Origin of the sequence: Arthrobacter citreus (assembly GCF_038405225.1) — a bacterium.
In the GTDB taxonomy this organism is placed as follows: Bacteria; Actinomycetota; Actinomycetes; order Actinomycetales; family Micrococcaceae; genus Arthrobacter_B; species Arthrobacter_B citreus_A.
The window spans coordinates 3,068,750-3,084,401 of the sequence record NZ_CP151657.1; the positions used below are offsets into that span (position 1 = coordinate 3,068,750).

15 protein-coding genes are annotated in these 15,652 nt (G+C 63.6%); 8 read left to right on the forward strand and 7 right to left on the reverse strand.

Annotated features, from left to right (window positions below; all coding sequences use genetic code 11):
• The first annotated feature begins 28 nt into the window (after window positions 1-28).
• Entirely contained in the window at window positions 29-958 is a 930-nt protein-coding gene (locus AAE021_RS14095) for an NADP-dependent oxidoreductase (RefSeq protein ID WP_342022953.1), read from the forward strand.
• On the opposite strand, the gene AAE021_RS14100 is transcribed toward AAE021_RS14095, so the two are convergent.
• Complete coding sequence (locus AAE021_RS14100) at window positions 955-1,260, reverse strand: hypothetical protein (protein WP_342022954.1); 306 nt, start codon at window positions 1,258-1,260, stop codon at window positions 955-957. The two genes, AAE021_RS14095 and AAE021_RS14100, sit on opposite strands and share 4 nt — an antisense overlap.
• Window positions 1,261-1,519: 259 nt before the next feature.
• Window positions 1,520-1,993: a hypothetical protein gene (locus AAE021_RS14105; RefSeq protein WP_342022955.1), complete on the reverse strand. Its 474-nt coding sequence runs from the start codon at window positions 1,991-1,993 to the stop codon at window positions 1,520-1,522.
• Between the two features lie 327 nt (window positions 1,994-2,320).
• On the opposite strand from AAE021_RS14105, the gene AAE021_RS14110 reads away from it, so the two are divergent.
• The 4 genes from AAE021_RS14110 to AAE021_RS14125 are packed head-to-tail and all read left to right on the forward strand — an operon-like array spanning window position 2,321 to window position 7,720.
• Complete coding sequence (locus AAE021_RS14110; protein ID WP_342025422.1) at window positions 2,321-3,799, forward strand: aspartate aminotransferase family protein; 1,479 nt, start codon at window positions 2,321-2,323, stop codon at window positions 3,797-3,799.
• Complete coding sequence (locus AAE021_RS14115; protein ID WP_342022956.1) at window positions 3,796-5,250, forward strand: lysine N(6)-hydroxylase/L-ornithine N(5)-oxygenase family protein; 1,455 nt, start codon at window positions 3,796-3,798, stop codon at window positions 5,248-5,250. Before AAE021_RS14110 ends, AAE021_RS14115 begins: the two co-directional genes overlap by 4 nt.
• Window positions 5,247-5,825 (forward strand): GNAT family N-acetyltransferase, encoded by a 579-nt coding sequence (locus AAE021_RS14120; protein ID WP_342022957.1) that lies wholly within the window; start codon window positions 5,247-5,249, stop codon window positions 5,823-5,825. Before AAE021_RS14115 ends, AAE021_RS14120 begins: the two co-directional genes overlap by 4 nt.
• A gap of 2 nt (window positions 5,826-5,827) precedes the next feature.
• Complete coding sequence (locus tag AAE021_RS14125) at window positions 5,828-7,720, forward strand: IucA/IucC family protein (protein ID WP_425362484.1); 1,893 nt, start codon at window positions 5,828-5,830, stop codon at window positions 7,718-7,720.
• An 81-nt stretch (window positions 7,721-7,801) separates the two neighbouring features.
• On the opposite strand, the gene AAE021_RS14130 is transcribed toward AAE021_RS14125, so the two are convergent.
• The gene (locus AAE021_RS14130) at window positions 7,802-9,016 is read right to left on the reverse strand and encodes an acyl-CoA dehydrogenase family protein (protein WP_342022958.1); all 1,215 of its coding nucleotides are present in this window, start codon (window positions 9,014-9,016) and stop codon (window positions 7,802-7,804) included.
• 1 nt (window position 9,017) lies between these two features.
• Window positions 9,018-9,791 carry a 3-hydroxyacyl-CoA dehydrogenase gene (locus AAE021_RS14135; protein WP_342022959.1) on the reverse strand — a complete coding sequence of 258 codons (774 nt, stop codon included), beginning with the start codon at window positions 9,789-9,791 and terminating at the stop codon, window positions 9,018-9,020.
• Between the two features lie 188 nt (window positions 9,792-9,979).
• On the opposite strand from AAE021_RS14135, the gene AAE021_RS14140 reads away from it, so the two are divergent.
• Window positions 9,980-11,101: a glycoside hydrolase family 76 protein gene (locus AAE021_RS14140; protein ID WP_342022960.1), complete on the forward strand. Its 1,122-nt coding sequence runs from the start codon at window positions 9,980-9,982 to the stop codon at window positions 11,099-11,101.
• 73 nt (window positions 11,102-11,174) lie between these two features.
• Here AAE021_RS14140 and AAE021_RS14145 read toward each other — a convergent pair whose 3' ends face one another.
• Both AAE021_RS14145 and AAE021_RS14150 read right to left on the reverse strand, forming a co-directional pair.
• Window positions 11,175-12,056: a class II glutamine amidotransferase gene (locus AAE021_RS14145; protein WP_342022961.1), complete on the reverse strand. Its 882-nt coding sequence runs from the start codon at window positions 12,054-12,056 to the stop codon at window positions 11,175-11,177.
• A gap of 177 nt (window positions 12,057-12,233) precedes the next feature.
• Window positions 12,234-12,842 (reverse strand): YdeI/OmpD-associated family protein, encoded by a 609-nt coding sequence (locus AAE021_RS14150; RefSeq protein ID WP_342022962.1) that lies wholly within the window; start codon window positions 12,840-12,842, stop codon window positions 12,234-12,236.
• A gap of 115 nt (window positions 12,843-12,957) precedes the next feature.
• Between AAE021_RS14150 and AAE021_RS14155 the strand changes: the two genes are divergently transcribed.
• Window positions 12,958-13,497: an NUDIX hydrolase family protein gene (locus tag AAE021_RS14155; protein ID WP_342022963.1), complete on the forward strand. Its 540-nt coding sequence runs from the start codon at window positions 12,958-12,960 to the stop codon at window positions 13,495-13,497.
• 60 nt (window positions 13,498-13,557) lie between these two features.
• Window positions 13,558-14,430, forward strand: a complete 873-nt coding sequence (locus AAE021_RS14160) for a DUF6707 family protein (RefSeq protein WP_342022964.1) — start codon at window positions 13,558-13,560, stop codon at window positions 14,428-14,430.
• A 150-nt stretch (window positions 14,431-14,580) separates the two neighbouring features.
• Here the strand turns inward: AAE021_RS14160 and AAE021_RS14165 are convergent, their stop codons facing one another.
• Window positions 14,581-15,597 (reverse strand): FUSC family protein, encoded by a 1,017-nt coding sequence (locus AAE021_RS14165; protein ID WP_342022965.1) that lies wholly within the window; start codon window positions 15,595-15,597, stop codon window positions 14,581-14,583.
• Between the last annotated feature and the right edge of the window lie 55 nt (window positions 15,598-15,652).

A 15,652-nucleotide genomic window follows, 5' to 3' on the forward strand; every position in this document is an offset into this window, starting at 1 on the left:
CCGGCAACGGCTATGGTTGCCGCCGGACATGAAGATCATAGGTGTGGAAAAGTTCGGCGGCCCGGAGGCCATGGCCGTGATGGACGTTCCGGAACCGCATGCCGGACCCGGAGAAGTGCGGATCCGTGTGAAGGCGGCAGCAGTGAACCCGACGGATACCGTGCTTCGCTCGGGCCTGCAGGGGAAGGGCCATGTCGAGGTCCCTGCCATTCCCGGAATGGACGCCGCTGGAATTATCGACGAGGCGAATGACGCCCGCGGCTGGCAGGTTGGTGACGCGGTCATGACCATGGCCCTGCCCCTGGGCGTGCATCGCGGAGCCTACACGGAGTATCTGGTGGCGCCCGCCGATTCTCTGGCGCATATTCCCGAGGGTACTGACTTCGCTGATGCTTCTACTCTTCCCATGAATGGGCTGACTGCGGTGCAAACCCTGGAAAAGCTCAATCTGCAGCCAGGACAGTCACTTGCGGTGACGGGTGCGGCAGGAACTTTGGGTGGTTATTTGGTGCAGTTGGCAAAGCAAGCGGGCCTGGTGGTGGTGGCCGATGCCGCTGAAAAAGACCGGGCGCTGGTAGCCGGTCTGGGACCGGACTACATGGTGAGCCGGGGCGACGATGCCGCAGAGCACATCAGAGAATTCTTCCCCGACGGAGTCGATGCCGTAGCCGATGCCGCCGTCATGAACGAAAAGGCTGTCCCAGCAGTGAAGGACGGCGGCGGCTTCGCGACATTCCGATGGTGGCAGGAGGATCCAGGGCGCGGCATCACCGTGCATCCCATCGCGGTTCGGGATGAATACCATTCCGGGCAAAAGCTGGATGCCCTGCGGCGTCTCGTGGAGGACGGCATCCTTACCCTCCGGGTTGCCGACCGCCTGCCCGCCAACGACGCCGCCGAGGCACACCGCAGGCTCGAAGCGGGCGGCGTCAGGGGGCGCTTGGTGCTGCTCTTTTAGAGCGAGACCCATCGTCCCCGCTGACGCCGAAGGACGCGCAGGCGTTCCGCATCCGCGACGCCTTCCACCGCATGGCGCATGTTGGCGGCAGCCCGTTTCGCCTGAGAGTTTTCGAGGGACCATTCATTGTCCGGAACCATGAAGCGCAGGGTGATACGGGGTATGCCGCTCACGATATCGAGCTGATTGGCTTCAACATGGTGGCTGGCGGCCAGAGCGGCAACAGCAGCTTCCATGACGGCTTCCGGCGGAGTGCCGGGTTTTAGGCCGGTGATGTTCAGTTGGGCGCGGAAGGAAGGCATGAAAACAGGTTAGACGGTCACCGCGATCTTGCCGGCCGAACGCCCGCCCTTGCCGACCCCTGTTCTCCTGGAGGCATCTGCGGCCTCCGCATGCGCAAACCCAGCAGAGGGATCATGGGCCGCACAAGATGCGCTTCCCCATAATCGACCAGTGCGTCCAGAGCTGCCGCATCTGCACCCGATGCGGCAGCCGCCCGATACGCGGCACCCCCGAACCATTCAGGACCAGGACAGTGTCGTCGTCGCCGACCGCCGGCTGTTACAGCTCGCGCTCCTCCGGATTGAAATCAGCAAGCGGATCTCCGCCGAGGTGTGCCGGGTCGTCGCTGCCGTCTTCTTCGTCTGCGGAGACGGGATCGTCGAAGTCGACGTCGTTTGCCGCTTCTCCGATGGTCGGAACCTCCGGAGGAATCTGGGAGTCACCGTCTTCAAAGCGCTCTTCGGCGGTTTCATTCCTCAGGGTCTGGTCCGAGAGGACCCCGGGTTCGTTGAGCAGGGGCTCTTCATTCACCAGCGGGTCTTCCTGCCAGCGGTCAGGATTGTCCTCAGCGGCGCCGGGATAGCTCAGGTCTTCGGGGTCGATCAGCTCATCGGCGTTGCTCAGGTCATCTGCGTCCGTCAGGTCCTCCAATGGAATTTCGGCAACTTCGTCCGGAGTCACGACGTCGGCCATGTCATCGGCCAATGCGGGGTCGGTGCCCAGCTCGGGATCGGGAATGCTCTGCTCGTCCATCAACTCTGCCTTTCCGTCTGCTTTCGCCTGCCGGTTCCCTGCAAAATCAAGACCGGGATAACCGGCAGAACTTCCTTAGTAAGCCTACTGATATTCCCTTCGCTGCACCACCCGGCGGAAAAGCACCCCGCGCGGCGCGCGGAATTGTAGCGCGAATCCGCGGCATGTCGGGGCCAGACTCAATTACGTCACATAAGTTTGACGTAAAGGTAAGCCTAAGTAAGGGTTACCTGAGTTACCAATTTGAAATAAACCAAGGGAGTCGCAGTGACCTTGCTGCACCATACAGAAGAGCGGCCGGATCTGGCCTCACAAGCGGATCTCAAAATGGCTGCCGCCCGCCAATTGTTCAACACACGCACCACCAGCCGCTACCGCACGGATGTCCTGCAGGGGGTGAATCTGGTGGTCAAGACCGTTGCGGGCATCACCAAACCGTTCACGGGAATCTCCCCTGCCCAGCTGATGCCGGCAGTGGACAGCATCGACCTCGACATGCCGCTGCCGGACACTGCCGCAGCACTGCAGGAACTGGCCGGTGTTTATCTGCGTGATGCTGTGTACTTCCACGATACGAAGTACGCCGCCCATTTGAACTGCCCGGTGGTCATCCCGGCGCTGGTCGGAGAGGCAATCCTCTCAGCCGTAAATTCCTCCCTCGACACCTGGGACCAAAGCGCGGGTGCCACGCTGATCGAACGACGCCTCATCGCTTGGACCGCCGAACGCCTGGGGCTCGGGGATGACGCCGACGGTGTTTTCACCAGCGGCGGCTCCGCTTCCAACCTGCAGGGTCTGTTGATCGCCCGCAATGACGCTGTTTCAAAGCTGCAACTCGACCCACAGCATGAGGGACGGCGGCTTCCGGCGCTGCTCGACAGTCTCCGCATCTTCACCTCGGAGGCCAGCCACTTCAGCATTTCCAAGTCCGCGTCGCTTCTGGGACTGGGGTACGACGCCGTCGTGCCCATTGCCTGCGATTCCCACCGCAGGATGGATCCTGCCGCCCTTCGCGCAGCCCTTACGGCAAGCGCAGAAAGCGGCGAAACACCCATGGCCATCGTTGCCACCGCCGGGACCACCGACTTCGGGAGCATCGATCCGCTCGCCGACATAGCCGCCATGGCCCGCGAGCACGGGACGTGGCTCCACGTTGATGCCGCCTACGGCGGAGGGCTTATCACTTCGTTGCGGCACAGACATCTACTGGCGGGCATAGACACCGCTGATTCTGTCACCGTCGATTATCACAAGACCTTTTTCCAGCCGGTCTCGTCCAGCGCCCTGCTGGTCCGGAACGCAGCTTCACTCGGACACGTCACCCTGCACGCGGATTACCTCAACCCGGAAAGCGCAGTACGGGAACGGGTTCCGAACCAGGTCGACAAGAGCCTCCAGACCACCAGGCGGTTCGACGCACTCAAGCTCTGGCTCACCCTGCGGCTCATGGGTGCCGACGGCATCGGAGTCCTCCTCGACGCCGCCGTCGACCTCGCTGCCGAAGTTTCCGCCATACTCGACGACGATCCGCACTTTGACCTTGCCGCACCCGCTCAGCTCAGCACCCTGGTTTTCCGCTATCTTCCCCCAGGCGTCGAGCCCGACACATCCGACGCGCTCAACTGCCACATCCGGAAGGAAATCTTCGCGTCGGGAGAGGCAGTGATCGCGGGAACGACAGTTGCCGGCCGCCACTATCTCAAGTTCACCCTGCTCAACGCGGAAACCACTGCGGAAGATGTCCGGGAAATACTGACGCTGATCCGCACCGTCGGAGACGCCTACCTCGCAGGAGCCGCCGCATGAAGCACTCGCCCTTGAGCGGCCCCCGGCCCAAAGAAACCGGCGCCGCCAATGAGCACATTCACGACGCCGTGGGCATCGGTGTGGGGCCCTTCAATCTGGGCCTCGCCGCGCTGGCGGACCCCATCGACGAACTGGACCTGGTGTTCGTCGACCAGCGGCCCGGATTCGACTGGCACCCGGGCATGATGCTGGACACCGCACATCTTCAGGTCCCCTTCATGGCGGACTTGGTGACGCTGGCCGATCCCACGTCGCCATACTCGTTCCTGAACTTCCTGAAGGAAACCGGCCGGCTCTACCGCTTCTACATCCGGGAGAACTTCTACCCGCTGCGGGCGGAGTTCAATGCGTATTGCCAGTGGGTTGCCGACGCACTTCCGAACGTGCACTTCGGTGAGCGCGTCACGGAGGTGCGGTACGACGACGGCGTGTATTTCGTGTTTACCGATGGTCCCGGCGGCAAAGGGGTGCGATTGGGCCGCCGCTTGGTCCTGGGCACTGGAACCTCACCGCACGTGCCTGCCGCAGCCCGTGCAATCAGTGGGGCCGGCGGCCTGGTGCTGCACAACGCCGACTACTTGGGCCGCAAAGCTGAGCTGCAGTCCAGCCCCAGCATCACTGTGCTGGGCAGCGGCCAAAGCGCTGCAGAGATCTACCTGGATCTTCTGCAGGACCTGCCTTTACACGGGTATGAGCTGAACTGGGTCACGCGCTCCGGACGATTCTTTCCGCTGGAGTACACCAAGCTGACCCTCGAGATGACCTCACCGGAGTATGTGGACTACTTCCATGCCCTGCCTGAATCCACGCGGGACACTCTCGTGTCCACCCAGAAAAACCTGTACAAGGGCATCGATGCAGAGCTGATCAATGACATTTACGACACCTTGTACGCGCAGAGCCTGGACGGCGAACCCCGAACCCGATTGCTGACCCACATGGAGTTGCGGGGAGCCCGGTATGAACCGGAGACGGGCGGGCACACCCTGGAGCTGCACCATGACGAGCTGGACCGGACTCTGCTGCTGAAAACCGATGCCGTTGTCCTCGGTACCGGCTATGCCTATCGCGAGCCCGAGTTCCTGACCGGGATCCCCGGGCGCATCCGCCGCGACAGTGCTGGCCGGTTCGACGTGGATCGAAATTATGGGATTGGCACCACGCCCGGTGAGATCTTCGTCCAGAATGCAGAGCTGCACACGCACGGCTTCGTCAGCCCAGATCTGGGCATGGCTGCCTACCGCAATTCGGTGATCATTCGCGAAATGCTGGGCCACGAGCACTACCGCGTGGAACGCGCCATTGCGTTCCAAGAGTTTGGAGTTCCACAAGAATCCGCTTGGACTCCCGAGTCAACCGGGGCATCGGCGAGAACAGCTGGCCGCGGCGGGGCAAGCGCAAACGCCGTTTCGGCGTCCCGGCTGTCCAACAACGAACGGGTACCAGCATGAACTTCACCATCATTCCCGTGGATGCCGGCCGTGATGCTCCTCTGCTGCACGACTGGATGAGCCGCGACTACGCCCGTTTCTGGGGCATGCTCAACGCTTCCCCGTCCGATGTGGAGACCGAATATGCCCGCATAGCTGCCGATCCTTATCACCATGCCTGGCTCGGTTTGGAGGACGGCACACCAGCGTTCCTGGCCGAGTCCTACGCACCGCAGAATTCGCCTCTGGCGGCCCACTACGCAGTGAAGCCCTCAGACACCGGCATGCATCTGCTGGTGGGTCCTGCTGAGCAACCCCGGGCCGGGTTCACCACGGCTGTGTTCCGATCAGTCCTGGATTTCCTTTTCGCAGATGAGTACACCCAGCGGATCGTCGTGGAACCGGACGTCCGCAACACCAAAATCGCCGCGCTGAACGCCCGAATGGGTTTCGTGCCCGCCCGCATCATTTCCTTATCCGACAAAGACGCCCTGCTGAGTTTCTGCACCAGGGCGGACTTCAGGCGTACCAGCGGCATGACGGACGCTCCCGGTTCTGCGTCATCTCCCGCCACCATTTCAGGAGTAACCCCATGACCATGATTCTTACCGACGGTGCCGGCACAGGCAGTCCTCCTTCCGGCGCCCCAGCGACATCTTCAGCCGACGGTGCAATGACCGGCCATCTGACCCCCGCCCGGTGGGAAATCGCAAACCGGCATGTGATCCGCAAGGCGCTGGCGGAGTTCTCCCACGAACGCATTCTTGTTCCGGAACAGGTCAAGACTGCCACCGTTGTGCCTTTCGAGGGAACCTCCGAATACCGGCTGGTGTCCGACGACGGCGGAGCCGAGTACCGCTTCACGGCCCGGCTGTTCGAACTGGACCACTGGTCAATTCCCGCGAACAGTATTCAACGGTTTACCGCCGGATCCGAAACCCCGCTGGATGCCCTGGTGTTCATCACGGAGTTCTCTTCGACGCTGGGAATCAACGAGCAGATGCTTCCCGTCTATTTAGAGGAAATCAGCAGCACGCTGGCTTCGCATGCCTTCAAGAATGCACCCGACGCCCCGTCGTCCGCCTCCTTGGCCCGCGGCGTAACGAGCGGCATCGATCCGGCCGCAGACTTCCAGGCAGTGGAACGGTCCATGACCGAGGGGCATCCCTGCTTCGTCGCCAACAATGGACGCCTCGGATTCGGTTCGGATGATTACTTGGCCTACGCACCTGAAGCCGGAACTCCGGTACATCTGGAGTGGATCGCCGTCCGCTGCGATCGTGCCGTCTTTACCTCCCTGCCGGGACTGGATTACCGTGCCCATCTGGAAAGCGAGCTGGGTGCCGCTGTCCTCGCCGGCTTCGACACCGTGCTCGAACAGCGCGGAGCCAGCCCCGCCGCCTATCTGTACATGCCCGTGCATCCGTGGCAGTGGGCCAACAAGCTGACGGTCACATTCGCGGCGGAAATTGCGCAGGGGCATCTGATCCACCTGGGATCCGGATCTGATGCCTATCAGGCGCAGCAGTCCATCCGGACATTCTTTAACCGGGACCACATCAACCGCTGCTACGTGAAAACAGCCCTGTCCGTGGTGAATATGGGTTTCATGCGCGGCCTCTCCCCTGAGTACATGCTCGCAACCCCTGCCATCAACAACTGGCTGGACGGTCTGGTCCGCACCGACGAGACCCTGCAGGCAGCCGGGTTCAGCATCCTGCGGGAAAGCGCCGCCGTCGGTTACACGAACCGCTACTTTGAAGCTGGCGCACCCAAGGGGTCGCCGTACCGCAAGATGCTCTCGGCCCTGTGGAGGGAAAGTCCGCTCCCCCGGCTCCGCAGCGGTGAACAGCTGGCAACCATGGCGTCGCTGCTGCACACCGACGGAACCGGCCGGCCGCTGGTTTCCGCGCTCATTGAACGGTCCGGTCTCAGTGCACGGGCCTGGCTCGAACAGTATCTTCAGGCGTACCTCGTGCCGCTGCTGCACTGCTTTTACGCCTACGAGCTTGCCTACATGCCCCACGGGGAGAACCTCATTCTGGTACTCCGCGACGGAGCAGTGCAGCGGACCATCATGAAGGACATTGCCGAGGAAATAGTGGTGATGGGCGACCGCACCCCGCTGCCGGAGGATTGTGCACGGGTGCGGATTGAGATCCCGCAGAAGGACAAGGTCCTGTCCATTTTCACCGACGTGTTCGACTGCATCTTCCGGTTCCTGGCGGCTTTGCTTGAGGAAGACGGGCAGCTGGAAACCCGGCAGTTCTGGGAAACAGTGGCGGCGGTGGTGCACCGCTACCAGGGCGCGCATCCGGAACTTGCTGCCGAGTTCGCTGCCCATGACCTGTTCGCCGAGGATTTCGTCCTGTCCTGCCTGAACCGGCTGCAGCTGCGGAACAACCAGCAGATGCTGGACCTGAGCGACCCCTCAGGCGGGCTGCAGTTCTCCGGCCGCCTTGCCAACCCCCTGGCGCGGCACCGGCGTTGATCGGGTCCGGAGCCTTGCCGGTTGCGAATTGAGACCGCGGCAGCCCTCTCCGACCCGGGAGGGCTGCCGGAGGGCGCGGACCTAGCGCAGTGCCGAAATCCCGGTGATATCCCTGCCCACAATGAGGGTGTTGATCTCGTATGAACCCTCGTAGGTGTAGATGGCCTCGGCATCAGCGAAAATCTTGGCCATGCGGTAGTCAGTCACGATGCCGTTGCCGCCCAAAATGCTGCGGCCCAAAGCGACGGTTTCGCGCATTTTGCGGCTGGCGTACGACTTGGCGAGAGCGGCCTGAGCCATACCGTCCGCGGAACGCCGGCCGACCGCCGAGGGGTAACCGCCGCCTTCCAGCTCCGCCACTCTGGCCAGCATGCCGGTACTGGCCACCGTGTTGCCGAGCATCCTCACCAGCTGCTCCGTAACAAGTTGGAAGGACGCCAGCGGACGGCCAAACTGCTGCCGTTCCACGGCATATGCCCGGGCGACGTCGACGGCCGCCAGCTGGGTGCCGACAGCCTGCCAGCCCACCATGATCCGGGAGCCGCGGAGCAGATGCTTGATGTCCTCGAAACTGTCGATGCCGGCCAGCCTGTCCGTTTCCGCAACGCGGACGCCGGTCAGGGTGATGTCGGCATTCTGCACGGTGCGAAGCGCCGTCTTGTTTTCGATTTTGCTGCGGTGCACGCCTTGCAGTGATGCGTCCAGGAGGAACCCCCGGGTCTTGCCGGTGTCCGGCTCGCGGGCCCACAGCAGCATGTAGTCGCAGAATGTCCCGTTGCCGATCCACCGTTTGGTGCCGTTGAGAATCCAGGAATCCCCGTCCCGGACCGCTGTGGTTTCCATTCCTCCGGCGACGTCTGACCCATGCTCCGGTTCGGTCAGTGCGAAAGCTCCGGTAATCCGCAGCGACAGCGCATCGGACAGCAGGCGGTCCTTCTGGTCCTGCGAGCCGAACGCATGCAGGGCTTCAACAAAGAGGTCATGGTGAACCATGAAAAATGTCGCGATGGATGTGTCGGTCCGGGTCATTTCGGCAATGACCAGTCCGGCAAACAGGGGGCTGTATCCCTGTTGCACGGGGGTGGACAGCTCCAGAGCGGCGAGCTTGGGCAGAAGTTCAGCCGGGAAGTACGCATCCCGCCACCACTGCGCGGCATACGGGGCGACCTCCGCCGCAAGGAAGGCCCGAAGCTCTGCCAGCTTGTCTTGTTCGCGGGGGCTAAGCAGATCTTCAAAGGCGTAGAAGTCGGCGTCGGGCAGGTTCGAAAAAGGGACAGCAGATGGATCCGAAGTCACGTTAGCGCGGCCCCATCCGGATGGCGCCGTCAAGCCGGATGGTTTCACCGTTGAGCATCTGGTTTTCGATGATATGCGCAGCCAGGGCGGCATATTCGTCCGGCCGTCCCAGACGGGAGGGATGCGGCACCTGGCTGGCCAGCGAATCCTGCGCGTCCTGCGGAAGCCCCGCCATCATGGGCGTTTCAAAGATCCCGGGAGCGATCGTGACCACACGGATCAGATGCCGGGCCAGCTCACGGGCGAGTGGCAGCGTCATGGCAGCAACACCGCCCTTCGATGCGGCGTACGCGGGCTGTCCAATCTGCCCGTCGAAAGCGGCCACAGATGCGGTATTGATGATCACGCCGCGTTCGGATGTTCCGCCGGTTTCCACCGGTTCAGTCTCCGCCATGGCCTGCGCAGCCAGCCGGCTCACGTTGAAGGTTCCGATGAGGTTCACGTGGATAACCCGGGCGAAGTCTTCCAGCGGCAGCACACCGTTGCGCCCCAGTACCTTGCCGGGAGTGGCGATGCCGGCACAGTTCACTGCCACCCGCAGCGGGCCGGCGTTCATGGCAGCTTCAACCGCTGCAGCCATCTGCCCGGCGTCCGTGACATCTCCGGGAACGAAGTGGGCATTATCGCCAAGCTCGGCGGCGTAAGCCAGCCCGCCGGAGGACGGAAGGTCAACGAGGATTACTGATGCCCCGGCGTCGTACAGCCTGCGGGCAGTAGCCCGCCCCAGCCCGGAGGCACCCCCGGTGACGAGTGCCGATGCCCCTGAAATATCCACTGCATTCTCCTGCGAAAAGTTGCTGCCGCCCCTGCGGCGGCACTGCCGAGCCTACTGTGATCGGCCACACACTGCATCTCTACCGGCCTCCACCGGCCCTGCCGGCAGTCGAACGCTGTTCCCCGGCGCGGCCACGACTGGGGGCGCCCGGCTGTAACGACGGCGCGGACAGGTCTAGGGTGGTGCGCATGCTTCCCGAGGAACCGCTGCATGAAATCCAAGCCCGGGCCGACGACGCCGCTGCTTCCGTCACCGCAGCTTTCAGCCGCCCGCTGTTCGGCCTTCCGGGCACGACCCTGGCAGCAGTGAAGAGCCCACGAAGCCGAACCCTGCTGCCGGGGCCCTGGCATTACTGGTGGCAGGCGCACTACGTTGACGTCTTGGTGGACGCCGCACTGCGTGGTTCACCGCACGCCGTCCGGCAGGCCAGTCAATTGGTGCGCACCATTAGGCTGAGGAACTGGCTGCGGGCCACCAATTGGTATTTTGATGACATGGCGTGGCTGGCCCTGGCTGTCCGCCGGCTGGATGCCGTTATTCCTGCCCGGCCTGTGCGGAACCAGGGCCGCGACGGCGCCGTCCCCGCGGTGAACGTGCGGCCGCATCCGCGAATGCTGTCAGCGCTCGGCGACGCCCTGAAGTCCGCGCACACCCGGGACTTTGGCGGCGGGCTGTACTGGAACCGGCGGCGCACCTTCAAGAACACGCCCGCGACGGCACCTGCGGCCCTGCACTTCGCGCGCAGCGGTGACCGCGAGCGCGCCCAGTCGCTGGTTGACTGGCTCAACGACGTCCTCCTGGACAACAGCACCGGCCTGTACCTCGATGGAGTCAAGGCAGCCCAGTCAGGGGAACCGGTCTTGGAGCGTGCCGTCTTCACCTACAACCAGGGGCCAATCCTCGGTGCCCTGCTGGAGCTTGGCGGACCGGCAAACCTGACCCGGGCCGCAGACCTGGTGGGAGCCGTCCGGACCGGGCTGACCCATCCGGGAACCTCAGTACTCATCACGCACGGAACCGGAGACGCGGGGCTTTTCACCGGCATTCTTTGCCGCTACCTGGCGCTGGCCGCCGTGTCGCCGACCATTCCGCCGGCCCGCCGGGAAGAGGCGGCGGAGTTGGTGGCCTCCACCGCACAGGAACTGTGGGCTGGACGGACCAAACGGGGAGAGTGGAGCGTCTTTTCACCGCACCCCCTGGAACCGGCCGAACAGCATTATCCCGCGGGAACCGGCGTCGACCTTTCCACCCAGCTTTCAGCGTGGATGATCCTGGAAGCGGCAGCCCGCGTTCGCCGCGGGCTTGGCTGATTGCCGGCAGTCGGGGTGCCAATAATGCCGGGTGATTGGGCCCTATAAGTCCCGTACTTAAGGAGTGCTGTACCTAAGGAGTGCTGCCGGCTGTCTGCGGGCTTTGCGACGACGCGGCCTGGTCACTGAGATCAGCAAGAGTCAGGCGATGGCGGGGCGTTGAAGGCAACGGGTGGCTGCGGCGAACCTCCAGTGATGGTGCGATGTGCAGGATTTCTCCCGAATCCATCATGCGCCAGTTGGGGTTGTCATCGATCTTTTCGGTGCCCAGCAACACTGCGGGCCGCCTCTCGGCTTCCAGCTGCTCGCTCCGCATGCTGATGCGGTGGGTCTTCATGCCGCTTTTCCTGTCCTCGCCGGACAGCTCCAGGACGTAAAGCGGATGGGTGTCCGGGTACCGCACCGCCCAAACGTTGGCGGCATCGGTCAGGATGATGTTGAGGGCGAACAACCGACAGTTTTCGGCAATCCACCCCAGCGCTGAAGCGAGGGCGGCACCGACATCCCCGCCGTTGCTGCGAATTTCGGCAGTAATCAGGGCAAACACCCGCTCCGAGTCCGTGTCCCCCTTTACCAGGTCCATCACTCCCAGCTGCTGCAGCCGGGCGTCGAGCAGGTCCAGGTCCTCAACCACTCCGTTATGGGCCAGCAGGCGGTTGTCCTGCTCAAACGGGTGGGTGTTTGCCTTCACGTCGCCGCCGGTGCTGGCGTACCGTACGTGGGCAATGAACGTAAGGCTTTCCACGTCCCGGGCTTCTGCTGCGAATGCTTTGTCCTCATAGGCGGCAATGGGCGCCTTCACCACTGACGGCCTGCCCTCGCGGTCATAGACTCCGATGCCGAACCCGTCAGCTTCCCGCCGGCTCTGCTCCGCCAAGCTGTCCGGTGCGGTGAGGAGCCAGAAGGTGGCCTTCACCGGATGATCTCCCGCGTGCATACCGAAGAGCCGACACATGGTATTCCTCCCGGAACTTCCCGCAGCCCGCCGTTCCCCGGCGGATTTCGACTGACGTTGAGCTCTTCCTCCACTGACTTTGAGCTCCTCCTCCAGAGTCGCGCGGGGCTCAGGCAAAGACAAGGGCACGGCCAGGCTGCAGGCCTCGGGCAGTCTGTTCCGGGGCTGGCCCGGCAACTAAGGTGTGAGGTCCTCCGCCAGGTCCTGCACGATCGCCGCGATCCTTCGCTCCCGGGCTGCAGGCGTTTTGAGTGCATTGAGGCGGAAGTAGAGGGCGTACCGGGCCTGCGCATTGAGGCCGTCATACGCTGCCTGCGCGGCGGGCACTTCAGCGATGGCCGCCAGCAGTTCCTCAGGAACCTGTGCGGTGGCTGACCCCGCATAGGCGGCTTCCCACCGCCCGTCCGCCTTTGCTTTTTCGACGGCGGCGCGGCCGGCAGGACGCATCCTTCCCTCCGCTTCCAGCCGTTCCACAAAACCGACATTGCGCTGGCTCCAAATGCTGCGCGGGCGGCGCGGGGTAAACCGCTGGAGGTAGCTCTCGTCATCGCGGCGGTTGGCTTGTCCGTCAATCCAGCCAAAACACAGGGCTTCATGCAGCGCGTCCAGATAGATCAGCTTGGTGAGGGTTCCGCCCTTGCGGCCCAGGACCAGTAAAACCCCCGGAGACTGCGCATGGTTCGCTTCCAGCCACTTCCGCCAGGCCATGGCGTCCGGAAGCAGCAGTTCGGGCAGGGGCGCCTTGGGCTGTTTGGGTGCCGCAGTCTTCTTTTCGGTGCTGGCCATGTCCACGAGGTTATGCCGAAGCACGCACCGCTGAAAGGGGTTCATCAGTTCAGCCGAGGGCCAAAGCGCCGCGCGTCGGTTCAATGCACCCGGCGGATTGCGGTAGAACACTGCTATGAGTGTTCGTACCCCTGATCCCTATCCCGGCTGGCTCTCCGAAGAAGACCTGCATGAGGCGAGGCAGCGCCTTCCCATGGTTTACGTGGAAGCAGTACCGGTCCGATGCGACCCGCTGGGCTACGTCACCGAGGTGGGCCTGCTGCTCCAGGCCACCGAAGAGGGCAAGATGGTCCGGACCTTTGTCTCAGGACGCGTCATGTACCGCGAAACCATCCGGGCGGCGCTCCTGCGTCATCTGGAAAAGGACCTCGGCCCCATGGCCTTCCCCCAGCTGCCGCCGGCACTAACACCGTTTGCCGTTGCCGAATATTTCCCGTCGCCGTCCCAGTCCGGGCTGACGGATGAACGCCAGCACGCCGTCGCCTTGGCCTACCTCATTCCCGTCACCGGAGAGTGTGATCCCCGGCAGGATGCCCTGGAACTGTCCTGGCTGACACCCGAGGAGGCCCTGAGCCCTGAAATCTATGCCGAGTTTGCCGGCGGCCGGGGAGACCTCCTGCGGCAGGCCCTCGCCTCGGCCAGCTGGGGACGCTAAGCGTCCGTTACCGCTTCTTTATATACTGAGGGCCGATTGTCCGAAGAGAAGGAACCAGCCATGCCAGAGAGCCAACCGGAATCGTACACATTCCGGGTCAATGCCGAGCTGCTTGCACCCGGGCAGATTCCGGTGCATGAGAGCACCTCGCTGGCTCCGGTCCGGGACAGCTCAGTGGAGAACGACGACTTCGGCGTGCCCGCACTCGTCCATCTGGTGCTGGAGGATGGCATGACGCTGCGGCTGGCGCACGGTTCTTCGGTTCGGGTCCAGGCCCCCGCTCCATCCGGAGCACCGGCGGATGCCGTGCGGGTGGTTCCGGCCGAGGAGGAAAACTACGCCGCCGTGGTTGCCGCCGCGGCTGCCGCTCATCCGGACGACACCCGGGTCCAGGAGATTTCCGCCCGGCTGAGCCGTGGCTTGAACGTAAAATCGGGCAGCAACCTGCGTGATGTCCGGGATCTCGCGCACACTCTGTATGTGAACCTGGATGATGCGGAAAACGCACTGCAGGTCTGCAACATCATTACCGGGCTGCCGTTTGACGGGAACTTCGGCCGGTGGAACTGGATCCAGGCGGCACTGTCACTGGCCGCCCACATCACGCATGAATCCGGAGACGAGGAAACGTCGGCGGCATACGCGCAGGCGGTCCGGGCAGGCGACGCCGCGGAAAGCGATCCGCTGAAGGCCAAGCTTGCTGCCGAAATGCTGCAGCGCCAGCTGAATGAGCCCAATCTTTACGACCGCGAGATTCACCGTTCCGCAGAGGCCGGAGACGAGCACAGTGAACGGGACTGGCGTGTCCTGCGGCTTGACGCGCTCCTGTACCTGCGTGCCCATGGCGGGTCCCAAACGCTGTCGGAAAGTGAACTGGACCGGCGGATCCGCAACGAGCTCATAGCGGTGCGGGGCCTGAACCTGGATCTGTAGGAACCTAAACCTGCAGGAACGGGAACCCGGAACCTTCTGGAAGCCGTGGCCACCGGCCGGTTTCCGGGGCTAGTCCCCCAGAGGCAGACGGCGGGGCTACCTCCCAGCGCCGGTTTTCCGAGGCTGCTCCCCCAGCAGCGGTTTCCGGCGCTACTCCCCCAGCAGCGGACGGCGGGCGTTGCGCCGCTGGTACAGCTGGACTGTCAGCACCATGGCCATGCCCACCGCCGCTCCGATGACAGTTTCCAAGGCCCGATCCTGAATCAGCAGCAGCGGATCGCCCGGATGCGCCAGTTCGGTGCTCACCAAGGCCAGCGGGGTAACCACAACCTGCGCCAGGGCGTACTGCCGGGCAATGAGCATTTCCGCGCCAAACTGCAGCAGGGCTATGACCACCACCATTTGCCACGGCCGCAGGCCCGGCACCAGAATCAGCGCCGTGAGCAGCAGTCCGCCAAAGGTTCCCAGGATCCGCTGCAATCCGCGGTGCAGGCGGTTACGTACGGTCAGTCCGACCAGCGGCACCGTCGCGGCCACCATGGCCCAGTAGTTGTGCCCCACACCCAGGACCGTTGCTATGGATCCCGCGACTGCTGCCACCACGGCATACTGGGCGGAGTCAGCGTAGATGGCGCGCCTCTCGATGGAGGTGAACCGCCGTCGTTCCGGTTTTTCCCATGACGTGCGGTGCCGGCTCAGGAGCCACCCGGAGAGACCCAACAGCAGGGAAAAGACTACGGTCGCGGCAGCCACCAGCATCGCCTGCGGAATCGGCGGCTGGTGAGGCACTGAGGAAATGGCGGCGTAGGCAAAAATATGGAACAGGGATCCGGCTGGCCGAAGCCGCCAAAAACCGGTTGCCAGCGTTCCCAACCCGGCCACAGCCGTGGTTCCAATGACGATGTCCCACGCGCTGGGTTCCAGCCGGGATGTCAGCGTGCCGGCAAATATCACTGCCAGCATCAGGGCGCCGGCACGGAGCTGATGGCCAAAACGCTGCCGGTGAGGCTCATTGCGTCCATAGATGCCGGTGAAGGCACCGAAACTGGCGAAAATGGCAAGGTCTATCCGCCCCAGCACGAGCAGCAGGAGCAGGGGAACTCCAACACCAAGTCCGCATCGAACCGCCACATGGTGGTCATTGTGGGCGGGTCCGATCCGGAACATGTCGCGCAGGTGATTCAAGACGGTCGGCCCGGCCTTTCACATTCGATGGGAAGCG

Coding starts and splice junctions, on each gene's coding strand:
- AAE021_RS14110 (WP_342025422.1), top strand. CDS start 2,321: ATGGCTGCCGCCCGCCAATTGTTCAACACACGCACCACCAGCCGCTAC.
- AAE021_RS14100 (WP_342022954.1), bottom strand. CDS start 1,260: ATGCCTTCCTTCCGCGCCCAACTGAACATCACCGGCCTAAAACCCGGC.
- AAE021_RS14150 (WP_342022962.1), bottom strand. CDS start 12,842: ATGGCCAGCACCGAAAAGAAGACTGCGGCACCCAAACAGCCCAAGGCG.
- AAE021_RS14145 (WP_342022961.1), bottom strand. CDS start 12,056: ATGTGTCGGCTCTTCGGTATGCACGCGGGAGATCATCCGGTGAAGGCC.
- AAE021_RS14105 (WP_342022955.1), bottom strand. CDS start 1,993: ATGGACGAGCAGAGCATTCCCGATCCCGAGCTGGGCACCGACCCCGCA.
- AAE021_RS14155 (WP_342022963.1), top strand. CDS start 12,958: ATGAGTGTTCGTACCCCTGATCCCTATCCCGGCTGGCTCTCCGAAGAA.
- AAE021_RS14165 (WP_342022965.1), bottom strand. CDS start 15,597: ATGTTCCGGATCGGACCCGCCCACAATGACCACCATGTGGCGGTTCGA.
- AAE021_RS14160 (WP_342022964.1), top strand. CDS start 13,558: ATGCCAGAGAGCCAACCGGAATCGTACACATTCCGGGTCAATGCCGAG.
- AAE021_RS14095 (WP_342022953.1), top strand. CDS start 29: ATGAAGATCATAGGTGTGGAAAAGTTCGGCGGCCCGGAGGCCATGGCC.
- AAE021_RS14115 (WP_342022956.1), top strand. CDS start 3,796: ATGAAGCACTCGCCCTTGAGCGGCCCCCGGCCCAAAGAAACCGGCGCC.
- AAE021_RS14140 (WP_342022960.1), top strand. CDS start 9,980: ATGCTTCCCGAGGAACCGCTGCATGAAATCCAAGCCCGGGCCGACGAC.
- AAE021_RS14125 (WP_425362484.1), top strand. CDS start 5,828: ATGATTCTTACCGACGGTGCCGGCACAGGCAGTCCTCCTTCCGGCGCC.
- AAE021_RS14120 (WP_342022957.1), top strand. CDS start 5,247: ATGAACTTCACCATCATTCCCGTGGATGCCGGCCGTGATGCTCCTCTG.